This window comes from Alteromonas sp. W364 (assembly GCF_031846205.1).
GTDB lineage: Bacteria > Pseudomonadota > Gammaproteobacteria > Enterobacterales > Alteromonadaceae > Glaciecola > Glaciecola blandensis.
In genome coordinates, this window is sequence record NZ_JAVRID010000007.1 from 26,803 (window position 1) to 40,726 (window position 13,924).

At 43.5% G+C, this 13,924-nt stretch carries 12 protein-coding genes; 4 read left to right on the forward strand and 8 right to left on the reverse strand.

The genetic code is table 11. The features are described from left to right. Positions 1–242 precede the first annotated feature (242 nt). Positions 243–1,106 carry a YicC/YloC family endoribonuclease gene (locus RM556_RS12140; RefSeq protein WP_311374708.1) on the reverse strand — a complete coding sequence of 288 codons (864 nt, stop codon included), beginning with the start codon at positions 1,104–1,106 and terminating at the stop codon, positions 243–245. 162 nt (positions 1,107–1,268) lie between these two features. On the opposite strand from RM556_RS12140, the gene rph reads away from it, so the two are divergent. From rph to tusA, 3 genes are all read left to right on the forward strand, one after another. Beyond that, positions 1,269–1,982 (forward strand): ribonuclease PH, encoded by a 714-nt coding sequence (rph, locus tag RM556_RS12145; RefSeq protein ID WP_311362543.1) that lies wholly within the window; start codon positions 1,269–1,271, stop codon positions 1,980–1,982. Between the two features lie 68 nt (positions 1,983–2,050). Next, positions 2,051–2,692 (forward strand): orotate phosphoribosyltransferase, encoded by a 642-nt coding sequence (gene pyrE, locus RM556_RS12150; protein ID WP_311374709.1) that lies wholly within the window; start codon positions 2,051–2,053, stop codon positions 2,690–2,692. After that, on the forward strand, positions 2,692–2,937 hold the full coding sequence (gene tusA, locus RM556_RS12155) for a sulfurtransferase TusA (RefSeq protein ID WP_311362541.1): 246 nt from the start codon (positions 2,692–2,694) through the stop codon (positions 2,935–2,937). The genes pyrE and tusA overlap by 1 nt, the downstream gene beginning before the upstream one ends. A 224-nt stretch (positions 2,938–3,161) precedes the next feature. Here tusA and RM556_RS12160 read toward each other — a convergent pair whose 3' ends face one another. The 6 genes from RM556_RS12160 to RM556_RS12185 form a co-directional block, all read right to left on the reverse strand. Next, positions 3,162–4,226: an alkaline phosphatase D family protein gene (locus tag RM556_RS12160; RefSeq protein ID WP_409220086.1), complete on the reverse strand. Its 1,065-nt coding sequence runs from the start codon at positions 4,224–4,226 to the stop codon at positions 3,162–3,164. Further along, on the reverse strand, positions 4,210–5,430 hold the full coding sequence (locus RM556_RS12165) for an alkaline phosphatase family protein (RefSeq protein ID WP_311374710.1): 1,221 nt from the start codon (positions 5,428–5,430) through the stop codon (positions 4,210–4,212). Before RM556_RS12165 ends, RM556_RS12160 begins: the two co-directional genes overlap by 17 nt. Positions 5,431–5,541: 111 nt before the next feature. Then, positions 5,542–7,887, reverse strand: a complete 2,346-nt coding sequence (locus tag RM556_RS12170; protein ID WP_311374711.1) for a TonB-dependent receptor domain-containing protein — start codon at positions 7,885–7,887, stop codon at positions 5,542–5,544. A 353-nt stretch (positions 7,888–8,240) separates the two neighbouring features. Beyond that, positions 8,241–8,999 (reverse strand): methyltransferase, encoded by a 759-nt coding sequence (locus tag RM556_RS12175; RefSeq protein ID WP_311362538.1) that lies wholly within the window; start codon positions 8,997–8,999, stop codon positions 8,241–8,243. Between the two features lie 145 nt (positions 9,000–9,144). Further along, positions 9,145–9,714, reverse strand: a complete 570-nt coding sequence (locus RM556_RS12180; protein ID WP_311374712.1) for a VTT domain-containing protein — start codon at positions 9,712–9,714, stop codon at positions 9,145–9,147. A 119-nt stretch (positions 9,715–9,833) separates the two neighbouring features. Then, positions 9,834–11,138, reverse strand: coding sequence for an amidohydrolase family protein (locus RM556_RS12185; protein WP_311362536.1), 1,305 nt, complete (start codon positions 11,136–11,138; stop codon positions 9,834–9,836). 153 nt (positions 11,139–11,291) lie between these two features. On the opposite strand from RM556_RS12185, the gene RM556_RS12190 reads away from it, so the two are divergent. Then, positions 11,292–12,842, forward strand: coding sequence for a methyl-accepting chemotaxis protein (locus RM556_RS12190; protein WP_311374713.1), 1,551 nt, complete (start codon positions 11,292–11,294; stop codon positions 12,840–12,842). Between the two features lie 38 nt (positions 12,843–12,880). On the opposite strand, the gene RM556_RS12195 is transcribed toward RM556_RS12190, so the two are convergent. Further along, on the reverse strand, positions 12,881–13,873 hold the full coding sequence (locus tag RM556_RS12195; RefSeq protein WP_311362534.1) for a fatty acid desaturase: 993 nt from the start codon (positions 13,871–13,873) through the stop codon (positions 12,881–12,883). Between the last annotated feature and the right edge of the window lie 51 nt (positions 13,874–13,924).

A 13,924-nucleotide genomic window follows, 5' to 3' on the forward strand; every position in this document is an offset into this window, starting at 1 on the left:
GCGAGTGTAATAAAATTAAATGAGCATGTAAATGCAAATGATAATAATTATCATTTGAATGTTTGGGCTTGAAATCTTAAGTGTTCTTGAATCCGTCCGAGAAGTAGCTTTCTGCTAACTGTCCATTAATACGGATAAGCCCGCCTAACTGCTCGAAAACAGTTGGCGGACAATGTCAGAGGCGGCGAACCTTAATAGGTTGCTAGTGAGGTACTTCTAGAGGATTTCGGTTTGTCGATGCCTTACTCAATATTCTGGATCTGCTCTCGCATCTGCTCTATCAACACCTTTAACTCAACCGCAGATTGCGTCACTTCGGTATTAATGGATTTTGAGCCTAGTGTATTGGCCTCGCGGTTGAATTCTTGCATCATAAAGTCCAAACGTCGGCCAACGGCACCGCCTTTTTTCATGATGGATAGGGTTTCGTTTACGTGGCTATTTAAGCGATCAAGCTCTTCTGCCACATCCATCTTTTGCGCCAGCAGCACCATTTCTTGTTCAACGCGAGTGGCGTCCAACTCCATTTTCGCTTCGGTAAACTTAGCGCGAATACGGTCTTTTTGCCACTCGATAACCGTTGGCATGTGCGCAGCTACCTTTTCTGATTCAGTTTGGATAGCTTCTAGGCGTTGAACAATAAGTGCTTTCATGTTTTCGCCTTCACTGGCGCGCGAGGCAACAAAGTCTTTGAAGGTTTCGTCAAAGCACTTGAGCATGTCTGCTTGTATGGTATCCATATCGGCTTCTTGCGCGGCAATAACGCCAGGCCAGCGCAAAACTTCGATTGGATTAGTCATTGCTACGTCGCCTTGCTTTTGAACCCATGCGGTGGCTTCTATTACTTTCTTGGCGAGTTCTTCGTTCACGTTGATGCTGTTGCTTGCTGCATCGTTCATGTTGAAGCGAAGCGCGCATTCCACCTTTCCGCGCTGAAGGCCTTTACGAAAGCGTTCTCGCAAAATGGGTTCAAGGCTTCTAAATTGCTCTGGTAAGCGGAAGAAGGTTTCAAGGTAGCGCTGATTAACCGAGCGAATTTCCCAAACGGCGTTGCCCCATTCCGCTTTAATTTCACGTCGCGCAAAGCCAGTCATGCTGTAAATCATAGTATTTCCTAATCGAGTTATAAGTGAATATTGGTGCTCGACTGGTTATTTCTGAAATGTGTTGAAAATGATAACCAGCAACAAGCCGCAATAGTTTAACAGGCTTTGGTTATTTCGCATCAACTACGTTATAATCCGCGCTTCAAAATTAAGGAGTCAACCATGCGTCCAAGCGGCAGAACTGCTAGTCAAATTCGTCCCGTAACAATTACCCGTAATTTCACCTGTCATGCAGAAGGGTCTGTATTGATTGAGTTTGGCAATACTAAAGTGCTTTGTAATGCATCTGTAGTTGAAGGCGTGCCTCGCTTTATGAAAGGCCAAGGCAAAGGTTGGATAACAGCTGAATACAGCATGTTACCGCGCGCAACGCATACTCGTTCAGATCGCGAAGCTGCTCGTGGCAAGCAAGGCGGCCGTACCTTAGAGATACAACGTTTGATTGCACGTTCATTGCGTGCAGCGGTTGATTTAAAACTCCTTGGTGAAAATACAATTACGTTAGACTGTGACGTTATCCAAGCAGATGGTGGCACGCGCACAGCGTCAATCACCGGTGCCTGTGTTGCCTTAGTCGATGCTCTCACTTGGATGCGCAAGAAGGGGATCTTAAAAGCGAACCCTATGAAGCATATGATCGCCGCGGTATCAGTGGGTGTTTATAAAGGTAACCCAATTGCGGATCTTGAGTACCTCGAAGATTCGGATGCTGAAACCGATATGAACGTAGTTATGACGGATACTGGCAAGTTGATCGAAGTTCAGGGCACAGCGGAAGGCGACCCGTTCTCCTTCGACGAAATGAACGAAATGCTGTCATTAGCCAATGACGGAATTAAAGAGCTTTTCGATGCTCAGAAAAGTGCTTTAGCGTAAACCCGTTCGAGAAGATAGCAAGTTGGCGTCGCTAGGCGCCAAAGTAAAAAACGTAATGTGGAAAGGTCATGCAGGATTATAAAAAAGAATTCATAGAGTTTGCGATAGCGCGCAACGTTCTTCGTTTTGGCGAATTTACCCTTAAGTCTGGACGAGTCAGTCCATACTTTTTTAATGCGGGTTTATTCAATACGGGTGGCGATTTAGCTAAGTTAGGTCGTTACTACGCAGCCGCTCTGCAAGCTTCGAATGTCGATTTTGACGTGCTATTTGGCCCTGCTTATAAGGGCATTCCTATAGCAACCACCACTGCTGTTGCGTTATCTAATGACCATGACAAAGATGTTCCTTACTGTTTTAATCGCAAAGAAGCGAAAACGCATGGTGAAGGTGGCAACTTAGTAGGCAGCCCACTAGAAGGCAAGATCATGCTGGTGGATGATGTGATTACGGCTGGTACCGCTATTCGTGAGTCTATGCAGTTGATTGAGCAACATGAAGCGAGTCTTGCCGGTGTGTTAATTGCGCTAGATCGCCAAGAAAAAGGCAAAGGCGAATTATCCGCAATTCAAGAAGTGGAAAGAGACTTTGGTACACAGGTTATTTCCATTGTGAGCTTAGCAGATGTGATTGAGTATCTAGCTGAAAAAGGCGGATACGAAGACGCATTTACTGCAATCAACAACTATCGCGCGCAATACGGGATCTAATGACGGACATATTTGAACAAGCAGATCATCAGTTAGACGCCATTGGCTTGCGTTGTCCAGAGCCTGTCATGATGATCCGCTTGCAAATCCGTAAAATGCAAAACGGTGAAACCTTAGCTATCAGTGCAGATGATCACTCAACAACTCGCGATGTCCCCAGCTTCTGCCGTTTTATGCAACATACCTTAGTTGCTTCTGATACTGCACAGGCACCTTATCGCTACGTCATCAAAAAAGGTGTGTAAAAAGCAAAAAAGGGGTCAGAGTTAATTATTTTTTCGCGGTTTGTTTAGGTCCTTAATAATATAAACCTTCAAATGGCATGGATGCCATTTGGGAGCGGGCAGGACGCCGAAAAGCGTGTTTATATTATTAAGGACCTGTGCAAGCCTGAAAGAAACAATAATTAACTCTGACCCCTTTTTTAACTAACTCTGACCCCTTTTTAATGCGCGCGCTATGGTCACCCTTAATATGGGGACAAGCTCGACAAAGTGATGTTTTGTTCCATCACAATGTTGCCGTTCAGATCTCTTAAACCGAAATGAATTTTAGGATCGGCTGGTTCCCAATCCACGTTGATAAAGCCAAAGTTCACATCAGAACTTGCACCAGAGACTCGGTGCTTGTTCGGACTGACTTGCTTCCATTCTTCGGTTAAGCCAGAGCTAGTGATGTCCCAAAGCGGATAATCCATGGTTTCTTGATACTTCGATATTTCTCCCCAATGTGTATCGCCACTGATGATCATGACACCGTTTACTTTGTGTTTTTTGATCAAATCAAACAAACGCTGTCGATCGTCAAAGTTGGCCCACGATTCCCAGCCCGTAAAGTCTGCGATTAATTGCAAGCTTGAACCGACAATCTTTATTTTTTCATCTTGTTGTAATTCGTTTTCAAGCCAAACCCATTGTTGCTCACTTAACATTGAGCCTGTTGATTTTTCGTAAGGACCCATGTCCTTTGGTTTTCGATCTGCGTAGTAGGCTAATGTGCCAACCGAACTTAAATCATCTCGCATGTAGCGCAAGTCAGGCAACATAAGCCTTATTGCCTGCTCTCCTTCGCCAATGACATAACTACCATAGAGTCCGTCGGAATGTTTTCTGCGAGGACTGTTTAAAGGTACCTTCCAAAAATCCAACATAATCTCTTTAGATGCTTTTTTATTGGGGTACTCTTTACCAGCATCGTTTTCACCAAAGTCATGATCATCCCAAATGGCGTACACCGGTACTTTGTTTCGTAAAGCTTTGAATCCCTCATTGCTTCCCAGTTTTTCATATTTATTACGAAGCTCCTGCATATCGTTGGTATCACCATAAATATTGTCGCCTAAAAAGATGAAAGCGTCGGCAGGTTGCTTGAGTATGGCATCAAAAATAGGCATCTCTTTGTCTTGATGGGAGCATGAACCAAACAAAATATGACTGGTCTTTTCTTGTGCTTGAGCGACACTGGCAATGATTGTGATGCACAGCATGCTAAGCATTAGCAAACCAAAATATTGGAATTTACTTGTTTGTTTCATCGGTGAGTCCTTGAATTGATTTTTTTGCACTTGAGTCGTAATCATGAGGGTCAAAGCCGAGCAATTTCAGAGCGCTTGGAGCGAACTGTGATTGTGTTTGTTCCACCTTGGTTTTCACCAAACCTTTACTATGCACATCAGGCCCGATGGCAGCAAACCAAATATGTTCTGAGCCAACTATACCCTCTTCGAATGTTGATAATGAGGTCATATAATCTCTTACTGCACTTGCTGAGGCGTGATGCTGCCAATCATCTGGATTGGCCCCGCGGCCATGATCAGTAATGATCAACAAATTAGTGTTGTTTTTGTATTCAGGCATCTTTTGCAATGTTGTCCACAAATCTCGCAAGTAATCGTCAGTTCGGCGAGCACTATCGAGATAGGCGTCATATTTGCCATTGTGCGCGAAGTCGTCTGTTTCGCCCAGATTAATAACAAGCACTCTTGGTTGTTTGAGTTGCAAATAGGTCTTTGCAAAACCATAGGTAAACGCGTCATGGCGAACGGTAGACCATGGGCTAGGAATTTCAGACTGAAGTGTGTTCAAGACGTCTATTCTTTTAAGCCGGTCCTCTGTTCGTTCTGGTTCCGCTGGGTTTAATGTCGTGGGTATTGGCATAGCCTCAAAGCCGGCATTAATGAATAAGCGACTTCGTTCTCTGTTATAGATCATTGGAAACACATCCCAACCAGAGAAAACAGCGACTTGATTAGTAAAGCCTTTTTGCTTGTTTAGCCACTCTAAGAAAGTGATGTTTTTATTCGACACCTTGGCATTTGAGGTTAAAGATGGATCTACTTTACCTGTGAATATTTCGTTGTAACCAGGGTAAGAGAAATGTTGCTTATTTTCGATTGACATATTTGAGCCAGCATTGCGGTCACCTATGATCATTCCTTTTTTCGCAATAACACCACTTAGGAATGGCATCAGCTTTTGTTGCCTTGCCTCCGCACTTTTGTCCCAGAAACGCATTTTTAGTGCTTCTGGATTTTGGACGAAATCTGGGTGTTCAATGAGCTTGGCGTCAGCCCCTTGGAATACTTCTTGCCATCGTAAACCGTCAATGGTGACGATAACTAAGTGTCGTTTAGATGACTCTTCTTGAGTAGCGGCGCTTGCACTGCTTAGGTTAACAACACAAATAAAACACCAAACAAGTACGAGTAAGATGAAATTTTTAGGAATGACTGTTTTCATAAACTTTCCTTCGCGAATGAAAAAACCCTGACCAAAAGCTGGACAGGGCATACTAAAGTGCCTTAGGGAGCAGGCAAGGAACGTCGGTCTACCTTTGAAACTTACGCTTGTTTAAAAGGTAAATTGAAGGTTGACGGCCGCCGTTCTAGGTGCACCAATCCAAGCAGATTGACCCGCGATTCCACCTAAGTAACTCTCGTCAAATAGGTTATTTAGGGTAAAACGGACTTGCATGTTTTGCACACCTTCGAAGGCCGGTTCAATATCTACAGCTGCATAGAGATCGGCGACACTGTATGCTTCTGCAACGCTTGTATTTGCTGCATCGATAAAACGGTCCCCGACATATTTGTTAGACAAGCCCGCGCTATAGTTACCTTTGTTGTAATCTAAAGAGACAACAAACATGTCCTCCACAGAACCAAACACGGTGTTACCCGCTTCTATGCCTAAACCAAGTTCATCAGGTACGTCTTTATAAGTCGACTCATTATTAGTGTATGAACCATAGAGACTAAAATATTCGCCAAGCTGAATAGATAGAGACGCTTCAATACCTTCAGATTCGATACCACCAACGTTCACATACGAGCCATTCGTACCAATGTTATAGTCAATTCCCGCGTCAGGTGTATCGGGTGGCAAGAAGGTGATGCGGTTTTCGAAATCAATAGAATAGAAGGTGAGGCTTGCATCAATGAACTCGGAATTGTAGCGAAGTCCTAAGTCAAAGTTCTCTGCGGTTTCAGGCTCAATTTGCGTGAGCGTTGACGCATCGCGCTCTAATACCGTGTCTTTGATGGCTGCAAAATTTTCGGCATAACCCGCAAAAACTTCTAACCCTTCTATTGGAAGGTTTGCCACGATACCGGCAGAGAGTAAGGCATCAGAGTCTGAATCAATGCCAGCTACGTTATTACTTGCGTCGAAATTGTCTTTGCTATCTAGTTCAACAATGAATTTCTTCACACCGACACGAGCTTTGGCCCATTCAAAATCAATTTCATTTTCGAGATATAGCATAGTGGTATCGACAGCAAAGCTACGGTCGTATTGGATCCAGTATGGTGTATGGTCGAACTCGAAACTGGAGGCTGAATCAATTATTTTATGCCAATCACGATATTCATCGCGGCTATAGTCCTCAAACCAAATACCAGCGCGAGTTACGTTTTCAAAAGAGTCGGTTGTGATGATATAAGCAAGGTCTGCATTGAAACCAAATCGCTGCTTGCCGTAATGTGTATGGCGGTATGAACCCACCGGTATTGCTTCTGGACCAAAACAGTCGGCATCAAATGCTGGACCAGCGCCGCCATATGGGAAGACGATTGAGCTAACGCAGTTGTCAGCAGGCGCTAAAGCAAAGCCTTCGCGATCAACAAAAGTGATAATACCATTTGATGAACCACCACGGACGGTAGTCGTTGAATCAAGTTCGGTTTCTGGTCTACCTGTGTCGACAGTTAAATCGTTTAGGTAGGGTGGAACCCAGTCCCCACGACCTGAGTTATCGTGAAAATAAACGTTACCTGAAAAAGATAAATTGTCTGATTCATAGTCTGCTTGTACATATGCAAACAAATTTTCACGCAAAGTTGACCAGCCTTTTCTATATAGTTGGTCTACGTATGGCACACCTGTCCATTCTGCGGTTAAACGGTCGGACTCTGGATTTGTTTCGAATTGAGCTTTGCTGACTCGTTGGTAGTTGTCTTCATGGGAGTCATCATATGATACGTAAGCGCTTAAACCCCACTCAGCGTTCAAGTCTGAAATTAGCTTTGCAGCAATGTGGTCTTTGCGGTTTTCCGCCGATTGATTGACCCAGTCTGTATTACTTGCACTAGATACACTGACCCAAGCATAAGTATCACGTGCAATTTCACCTGTGTTGTATCGTACAAAGTATTTTCTTGCGTCAAAGTCTCCTAGCGAAACACTCATTAACAAGTTTTCTTCTTCAGTTGGGCTGATCGTAGTGAAGTTTAAGGTGCCACCTAATGCTTCATTGGAGCGAGAAGCAATGTCAGCAGTCCCTTGGGAAACCTCTATTAGGGCTAAGTTCTCAGTATCAATGAAACGGTTGGCTTTCGCGCCACCACCATAGTTTGAATTGCCGTTTGCGATGCCATCAACTGTGATACCAATTTGTTGTTCATCTAAGCTAATTTGAAAGCCTCGTATTGATACAGTTGTAGACCAGTCGTCAGAACCAAAGGTGTCACCTTCATTAATGAGAACCCCTGGAAGGTTGTCTATACCTGCAAGCACACTGGTCAGATTGCTTTGTTGTTTGAGCATCGACTCGGTGGTTTCGTTGTTAGCGTATGAAACGCTTTTGCCAACGACTTGAATTCTTTCAACGGCGGCTTCCGTTGGTTCTTCTTCTGCCATTGCATTTGTATTCATTGCGGCTAAACAAGCTAAACTAAGATAGCTGAGTTTGGTATTCATGTGAAAAAGTCCCTATTAACATTTTTATATTGAGTGCACGCATACAATAGGGATTTACGATTGCAGTTATCTTTCAAATATATGAAGTAATTGGGTCGTTTGGGTGACAGAACGATTGCAGAACTATTGCGCTAAAATGACAGGCATAGAAAAAGGGGTCAGAGTTAATTATTTTGTCTTTCTGATTTGAACAGGCCCTCAATAATATAAACACGCTTTTCGGCATCCTGCCCGCTCCCAAATGGCATCCATGCCATTTGAAGGTTTATATTATTGAGGGCCTGAACAAACCGCGAAAAATAATTAACTCTGACCCCTTTTTAAATTAACTCTGACCCCTTTTTTGCTGTTATTTAGCTTTTGGGCTTCATGAACTTAATGGTCCAGCGGTCAGTGTTACCTGATACTGATTTAGCACCGACTTCATATTCAAGCTCATCATCTTCACGATAATGTAGTGTGCTGAAGTCGACTAGCACAAAACCAGCTTCTTGAATTTCTTTGATAGCAAGCACTGGGTCGATTCTACGACGGTTACTACTATTTTGCGGTTCCATGTGACGTGCAGTGTGATCAACAACACCATAAATACCACCTGGCTTTAGCGCATTGAACGCCAGTTCATTCATTTTCTTGCGACCCTGCTCGCTGAAGTTATGATAGTTTCTAAATGTCAGCACAACATCTGCGTCTGTTACGCCTAAGTCAGTCGCCTTCATTGAATAGAAACGTGCTCCTTCTTCTCTATACAATTCAGCGTCTTTGGCGACGATACGCATTTTTTCGAAACCAGGTTTATCTGATAGGTTCGTTTCGATACGACTAGTGCCAATGGCTGCGAAGTATTCGCCTTTTTCATTTAGCGCTGGTGCTAACAACTTAGTATACCAACCGCCACCAGGGATCAACTCCACCACCTTCATGTCGTCTTCGACTTCAAAGAATGTCAGTGTTTGCACAGGTCGACGATTTCTATCTCGATCAACCTCAGCTTGGGTGCGCAGGTCTGATGCCATCGCTGCTTCAATCTTTTCTTTAATTGGGTCTGCACTGACTAATGCAGATGCACTTAATAGTGCGCATACCATACTGAGGGAAACTAACTTTTTCATTGATTTTTCCTTTGTCGTTATCTCACGTTTGTTATTATAAATTGTTACTTCTTTACGATCTTACTTGTACACAGTATAGACACAAATTGTTGCTATTACGTTTCACATGAAACGAATTAACTGTGCTCATTATTCTTTGGGCTGACTAGGTCAACATAAACCACCATATAGTGATAACGATGACCAGCGCAATCAGCCCGGTTTGCCATTTATACTTTTTCACTAGCTTTTCGGTTTTATCACCAAAATAATAAACCAGCACGGCCAAACCAAAATAGCGGATGACTCTGCCAATAGCCGTTGCCAGCATAAATAATGGCAATGAGTATGCCGCGACACCCGCTGCTAACATTGCAATCTGCAGTGGAATAGGGGTAACGCCAGTACTAAAAGTGAACCAAAAGCCATCAGTTTCCATGCGTTCCTGAAAACGAGTAAATTGTGCTTCAGTTGTGATGTGCTGCATAACAAAGTCACGGGTCAAATCAAATAAGAAGTATCCGAAGGCATAACCAAGCAGTGCGCCTAATAAGCAGCCGACGGTAGCAAGTAAGGCAATTAACCATAAGCTCTCACGGCGCTTTTGCATGACCGGCACCATGAGAGCCTCTAATGGGATGGGAACGACAGTTGATTCAAGAAACGAGGCTAAAGTAATACCAGGAAGCATATACTTTGAATTAATAAGTCGTTTCATCTTCTTTTTGATGGACATGTGAGGCTGATTTCTCGCTGGTAAGCACGCATGAATGCGCAATAAAAAAGAGGTGGATTGCACCTCTTTTGTTTTTTATCGCAAAGTTTACTATACCCATCAAGGGCAGTGAACAATGATTATTTTTGTTTTACTACAACACCGTCTTTCATTACGAAGTCTATGTTTTCCAACAACGAAATATCTTCTAATGGGTCACCCTTCACGGCAACCAAATCGGCTAATTTACCAACACTGACTGTACCCAGTTCGTTGTCTATTTTAAGTAGCTTGGCGGCATTGACGGTTGCTGAGCGAATCGCGTCCATTTCTGACATTCCAGCTTCTACCATAAGGGCAAACTCTTGGCCGTTGTTGCCGTGTGCTGAAACACCTGAGTCGGTTCCGTAGGCAATCAATACGCCATTCTCATGTGCTCGCGCGAAAGTCTTTTGGATAAGAGGCCCGATAGCAGCCGCTTTGGGACGAACGATATCAGGAAAGTATCCATCGATTTTGGCTTTTTCTGCAACAAAGTTACCCGCTAAAATCGTAGGAACATAATACACATCATGCTTGCGCATTAACTTAATGACTTCACGATCCATATAGGTGCCATGCTCGATAGAATCGACGCCCGCTAAAATTGCGCGCTTCATGCCTTCTTTACCATGAGCATGCACTGCTACCGTCATGCCGTAGTCTTTTGCTGTTTGCACGATGGCTTCAAGCTCATCGGTCATAAATTGTGGATTTTGACCGCTTTTGGCAACACTGAGTACGCCGCCAGTTGCCGTGATTTTAATAAGATCAGCACCATCTTTATAACGTTGTCTTACTGCTTTTCTAGCCTCAGCCACGCCGTTAACAACGCCTTCTTGTGGGCCCGGGTTACCCATTTGGTCATGACTCATGCCATTGCTTGGATCAGCATGTCCGCCGGTAGTTGCGATCGACTTTGCAGAGGTATAGATGCGTGGACCTAAGGTCACCCCTTTGTTAATGGAGTTGCGCAATGCCACTGTTTCATTTTTCATGTCACCTAGATTGCGCACTGTGGTAAACCCAGACATTAAGGTTTTCTCAGCATAATCAACCGCGGCAATGGCGTAGTCAGCTTCATTCGAAGTGAAGCGCTTCATGTAGCTCGACGGTCCTTCATTTTGAAAGGACAAATGGACATGCATATCCATTAAGCCAGGCATCAAGGTGCTACCACTTAAATCGATAAAAACATCACCTTCGCCACCCTCATCTTTTCCTTCTACAATCTTAATGATTTTGTTGTTATCGACGATAACAGTCATATCACTTTGGCTTTTAGAATCTTGTGAGGTGATAAGCTTGCTCGCAAAAATGTGTGTTGCAGCTTGAGCTTGAAAAGCCAGTAGCAGAGCAGCCGTTGCCCCAATGATTTTAGAAAGAGGCAAGAGAGATGTTTTCATTGTTAGTTCCATGCGTTATCTTATTTTTGTAGCTACACATTAGGATATATTTTTCAGCAAATCAAAGGAATATGAAGGGAATGCGCAAAATAGGGTTTTAATTTGTTTACAGAGAGTCGAAATTTGTAAGTTTCGATTTTGAAGGTGTTATCTATGCGGCGTGACCAAGCAATCATCAACGAAGAAGTCGTTTATCCCGACAACTACGAGTTGGTTTCTACAACGGATACTAGAGGCATAATCACTTATGCCAATCCTGTTTTTTGCGAAGTAGCGGGGTATTCCGTCGACGAACTTGTGGGTAAAAATCACAATATTGTCAGGCACCCCGATATGCCAAAAGCCGCATATAAAGATATGTGGGACCATCTAAAGAAGGGTGAGTCATGGCATGGAATCGTTAAGAACCTATGTAAGGATGGACGTTACTATTGGGTCGATGCCTTCGTGACTCCTGTCTATGATGGCGAAGAATTAGTTGGTTACCAATCGGTTCGTGTAAAACCTGAAAAAATCCAAATTCAACGAGCGACAGAGTTCTATGCACTGATCAATGAAGGGAAAAAGCCACAGAGCTCTGAACTTAGCTATTCACAAAAAACACGCTTATTTTTAGTCATCATCGCGGTGGTTGCCATTTTCACTTCGTTTGTATCTGACTGGTATGCTGGTTTTTCAATTATTGCTCTGGCAATGACAGGTTTGGTTATATTTAAAACTGAGCTGATTGAGATCCCCAAAATGGCATTCGACCTTAAAACTGAATATGACAGTGTGAGCCGTTACATTCTGGCGGGCCGGGGCATTTCAGGTATCGTAAAATTTCATTTGGGTATGAACAAAGCCATGCGACGTACCATCCTTGGAAGAACCCTAGATGCAACGCGAGAGTTAAACAACATTGCACAAAATACGCTGGCTATTGTTGAACGAACCACCCAAGGTATCCATCAGCAAAAAGCTGAGATGGAAAAAATCTCAAATGCCGTGAAAATGATGACAGCAGGCAGTCAAACGGTAATGAGCAGCACAGAAGCAACTAATCAGCGAGTGAAGCTCACGAATGAACAGTGTGCAGAGGCGCGTGAATTGATTATCAAGGGGCGCGATGGTGTCAGTGGTCTATCTGAAGTTGTTGAACAAGCTTCTGTGACGGCAGATGAGCTCATGCAGGCCTCAGACAAAGTCTCAGAAACGATTGGTGAAATAGACTCCATTGCTGACCAAACTAACTTACTGGCCTTAAACGCGGCGATAGAGGCTGCTAGAGCGGGTGAATCGGGTCGGGGCTTCTCGGTAGTTGCTGATGAAGTTAGAGCTTTGTCGACTCGGACGCAAGAATCGGCCGCCAATACAATGAATAGCCTTGCCCAAATGCGTGAAACGCTAAAAGAGTGGGTAGTGAAAATGCACGATAGCCGAGACAATGCGGTAGCCAGTACAGAGCAAGCTAATCAATCTGCAGATTCGATCCAAGAAATCTACACCATGATTGACGGCATATCGAATCACTTAACCGGTATTGTTGATTCAACGGGTTCACAGGACAGCATGTGCAATGAAATTGAGATGCACATTGATGGTATTCAAAGTGTTGCTGATGCTAACTCGGCCTTGGCCCAAGAGATGGAAGACAACGCACGGTCGCTTTCAGAGAATATACAAAGAATGGTTGGAATGACTAACGCTTTCGGAGACAAATAACTGTCTCCGAAAGCCAGTATTGGAATGCGAGCTAGAGCTTATTTGCTATATAAATTGGCGTTCTTAATACTTTCAAAATCGTTAAAACGAACGCCCTGTTCTTTCATCACTTTCAATATCTTATCACTGATCAGTTGGCGCAAATAAAACGGCTGATTCGGCACAAAGTGATGGATAGTATGCGTTTTACCAAAGTTAAAGCAGAACAGGTGGAAGGGCGCGTACAAGCGGCTAGTTAACACGTGTGTTTGTTCGTATACGTTGTTCACGTTGCCATAGTAGTGCATAGACGACGTGACAAAGTTTAAAGAGCTTGAGCGGATGATGTTAGGCAATACCAACACAACCATCAAGAATTCAAATACAGATAAAACTGATAATCCCCAAGCTGGCATATAACTTTCAAGCGGCACTACCAAGTTTAGTAAGTGATAAACAATCACGCTGTAAAGAACGACAAAATAGGCCGTCGCTATTGGGAACGCAGCGTGGAAGACTCTACCGAAACTAAAGCCATCAATTTCTTTGTTGTAGCGCTTGCGGAATACGACTAGACCTAATAAGCCGTCAACAATAACTAAGAACCGTAGGAAAGGGTTTTTGATGCCGTTACCCACTAAGCGCTCTTCTAGATCTTGCTGTGTACCTGATGTTTTATGATGATGTAAATGTATTTTGCGACGATACCATGGGTTGATGGTATTCGGGCGCATTATCCACACCATGAGCATCATAAAGTTATGCATCATCGGGCGATTACTAAAATACTGTTTGTGGATCAAATCGTGTTCTAATTCATGCGATATAGAGGTGATAACCGCGGCCAGTAATACGCAAACCCACGCAGGAATAAGGTCGTAAAAATAAAGCGAAGCCACACCCACAAGGGCACTGAAAGAAACAAGCAGGATGCCTAATCCAAGCATGTCTTGATGAGATAAGATCTTATACTTCTCTCGAAGCAATTTTTCTTCGTCCTTGATTGCTTTTACAATGGTCTTTATTGATAACTTGGTGTCTGAATTAGTCATAAGTTTTTAAGCGTACGAATTTTATGCGAGAGACTATACCTGATTTCCTAC

What these genes read in the sequence shown, in the direction of transcription:
- RM556_RS12140 (WP_311374708.1), bottom strand. Translation starts at nt 1,106, where the DNA reads ATGATTTACAGCATGACTGGCTTTGCGCGACGTGAAATTAAAGCGGAA.
- rph (WP_311362543.1), top strand. Translation starts at nt 1,269, where the DNA reads ATGCGTCCAAGCGGCAGAACTGCTAGTCAAATTCGTCCCGTAACAATT.
- pyrE (WP_311374709.1), top strand. Translation starts at nt 2,051, where the DNA reads ATGCAGGATTATAAAAAAGAATTCATAGAGTTTGCGATAGCGCGCAAC.
- tusA (WP_311362541.1), top strand. Translation starts at nt 2,692, where the DNA reads ATGACGGACATATTTGAACAAGCAGATCATCAGTTAGACGCCATTGGC.
- RM556_RS12160 (WP_409220086.1), bottom strand. Translation starts at nt 4,226, where the DNA reads ATGAAACAAACAAGTAAATTCCAATATTTTGGTTTGCTAATGCTTAGC.
- RM556_RS12165 (WP_311374710.1), bottom strand. Translation starts at nt 5,430, where the DNA reads ATGAAAACAGTCATTCCTAAAAATTTCATCTTACTCGTACTTGTTTGG.
- RM556_RS12170 (WP_311374711.1), bottom strand. Translation starts at nt 7,887, where the DNA reads ATGAATACCAAACTCAGCTATCTTAGTTTAGCTTGTTTAGCCGCAATG.
- RM556_RS12175 (WP_311362538.1), bottom strand. Translation starts at nt 8,999, where the DNA reads ATGAAAAAGTTAGTTTCCCTCAGTATGGTATGCGCACTATTAAGTGCA.
- RM556_RS12180 (WP_311374712.1), bottom strand. Translation starts at nt 9,714, where the DNA reads ATGTCCATCAAAAAGAAGATGAAACGACTTATTAATTCAAAGTATATG.
- RM556_RS12185 (WP_311362536.1), bottom strand. Translation starts at nt 11,138, where the DNA reads ATGAAAACATCTCTCTTGCCTCTTTCTAAAATCATTGGGGCAACGGCT.
- RM556_RS12190 (WP_311374713.1), top strand. Translation starts at nt 11,292, where the DNA reads ATGCGGCGTGACCAAGCAATCATCAACGAAGAAGTCGTTTATCCCGAC.
- RM556_RS12195 (WP_311362534.1), bottom strand. Translation starts at nt 13,873, where the DNA reads ATGACTAATTCAGACACCAAGTTATCAATAAAGACCATTGTAAAAGCA.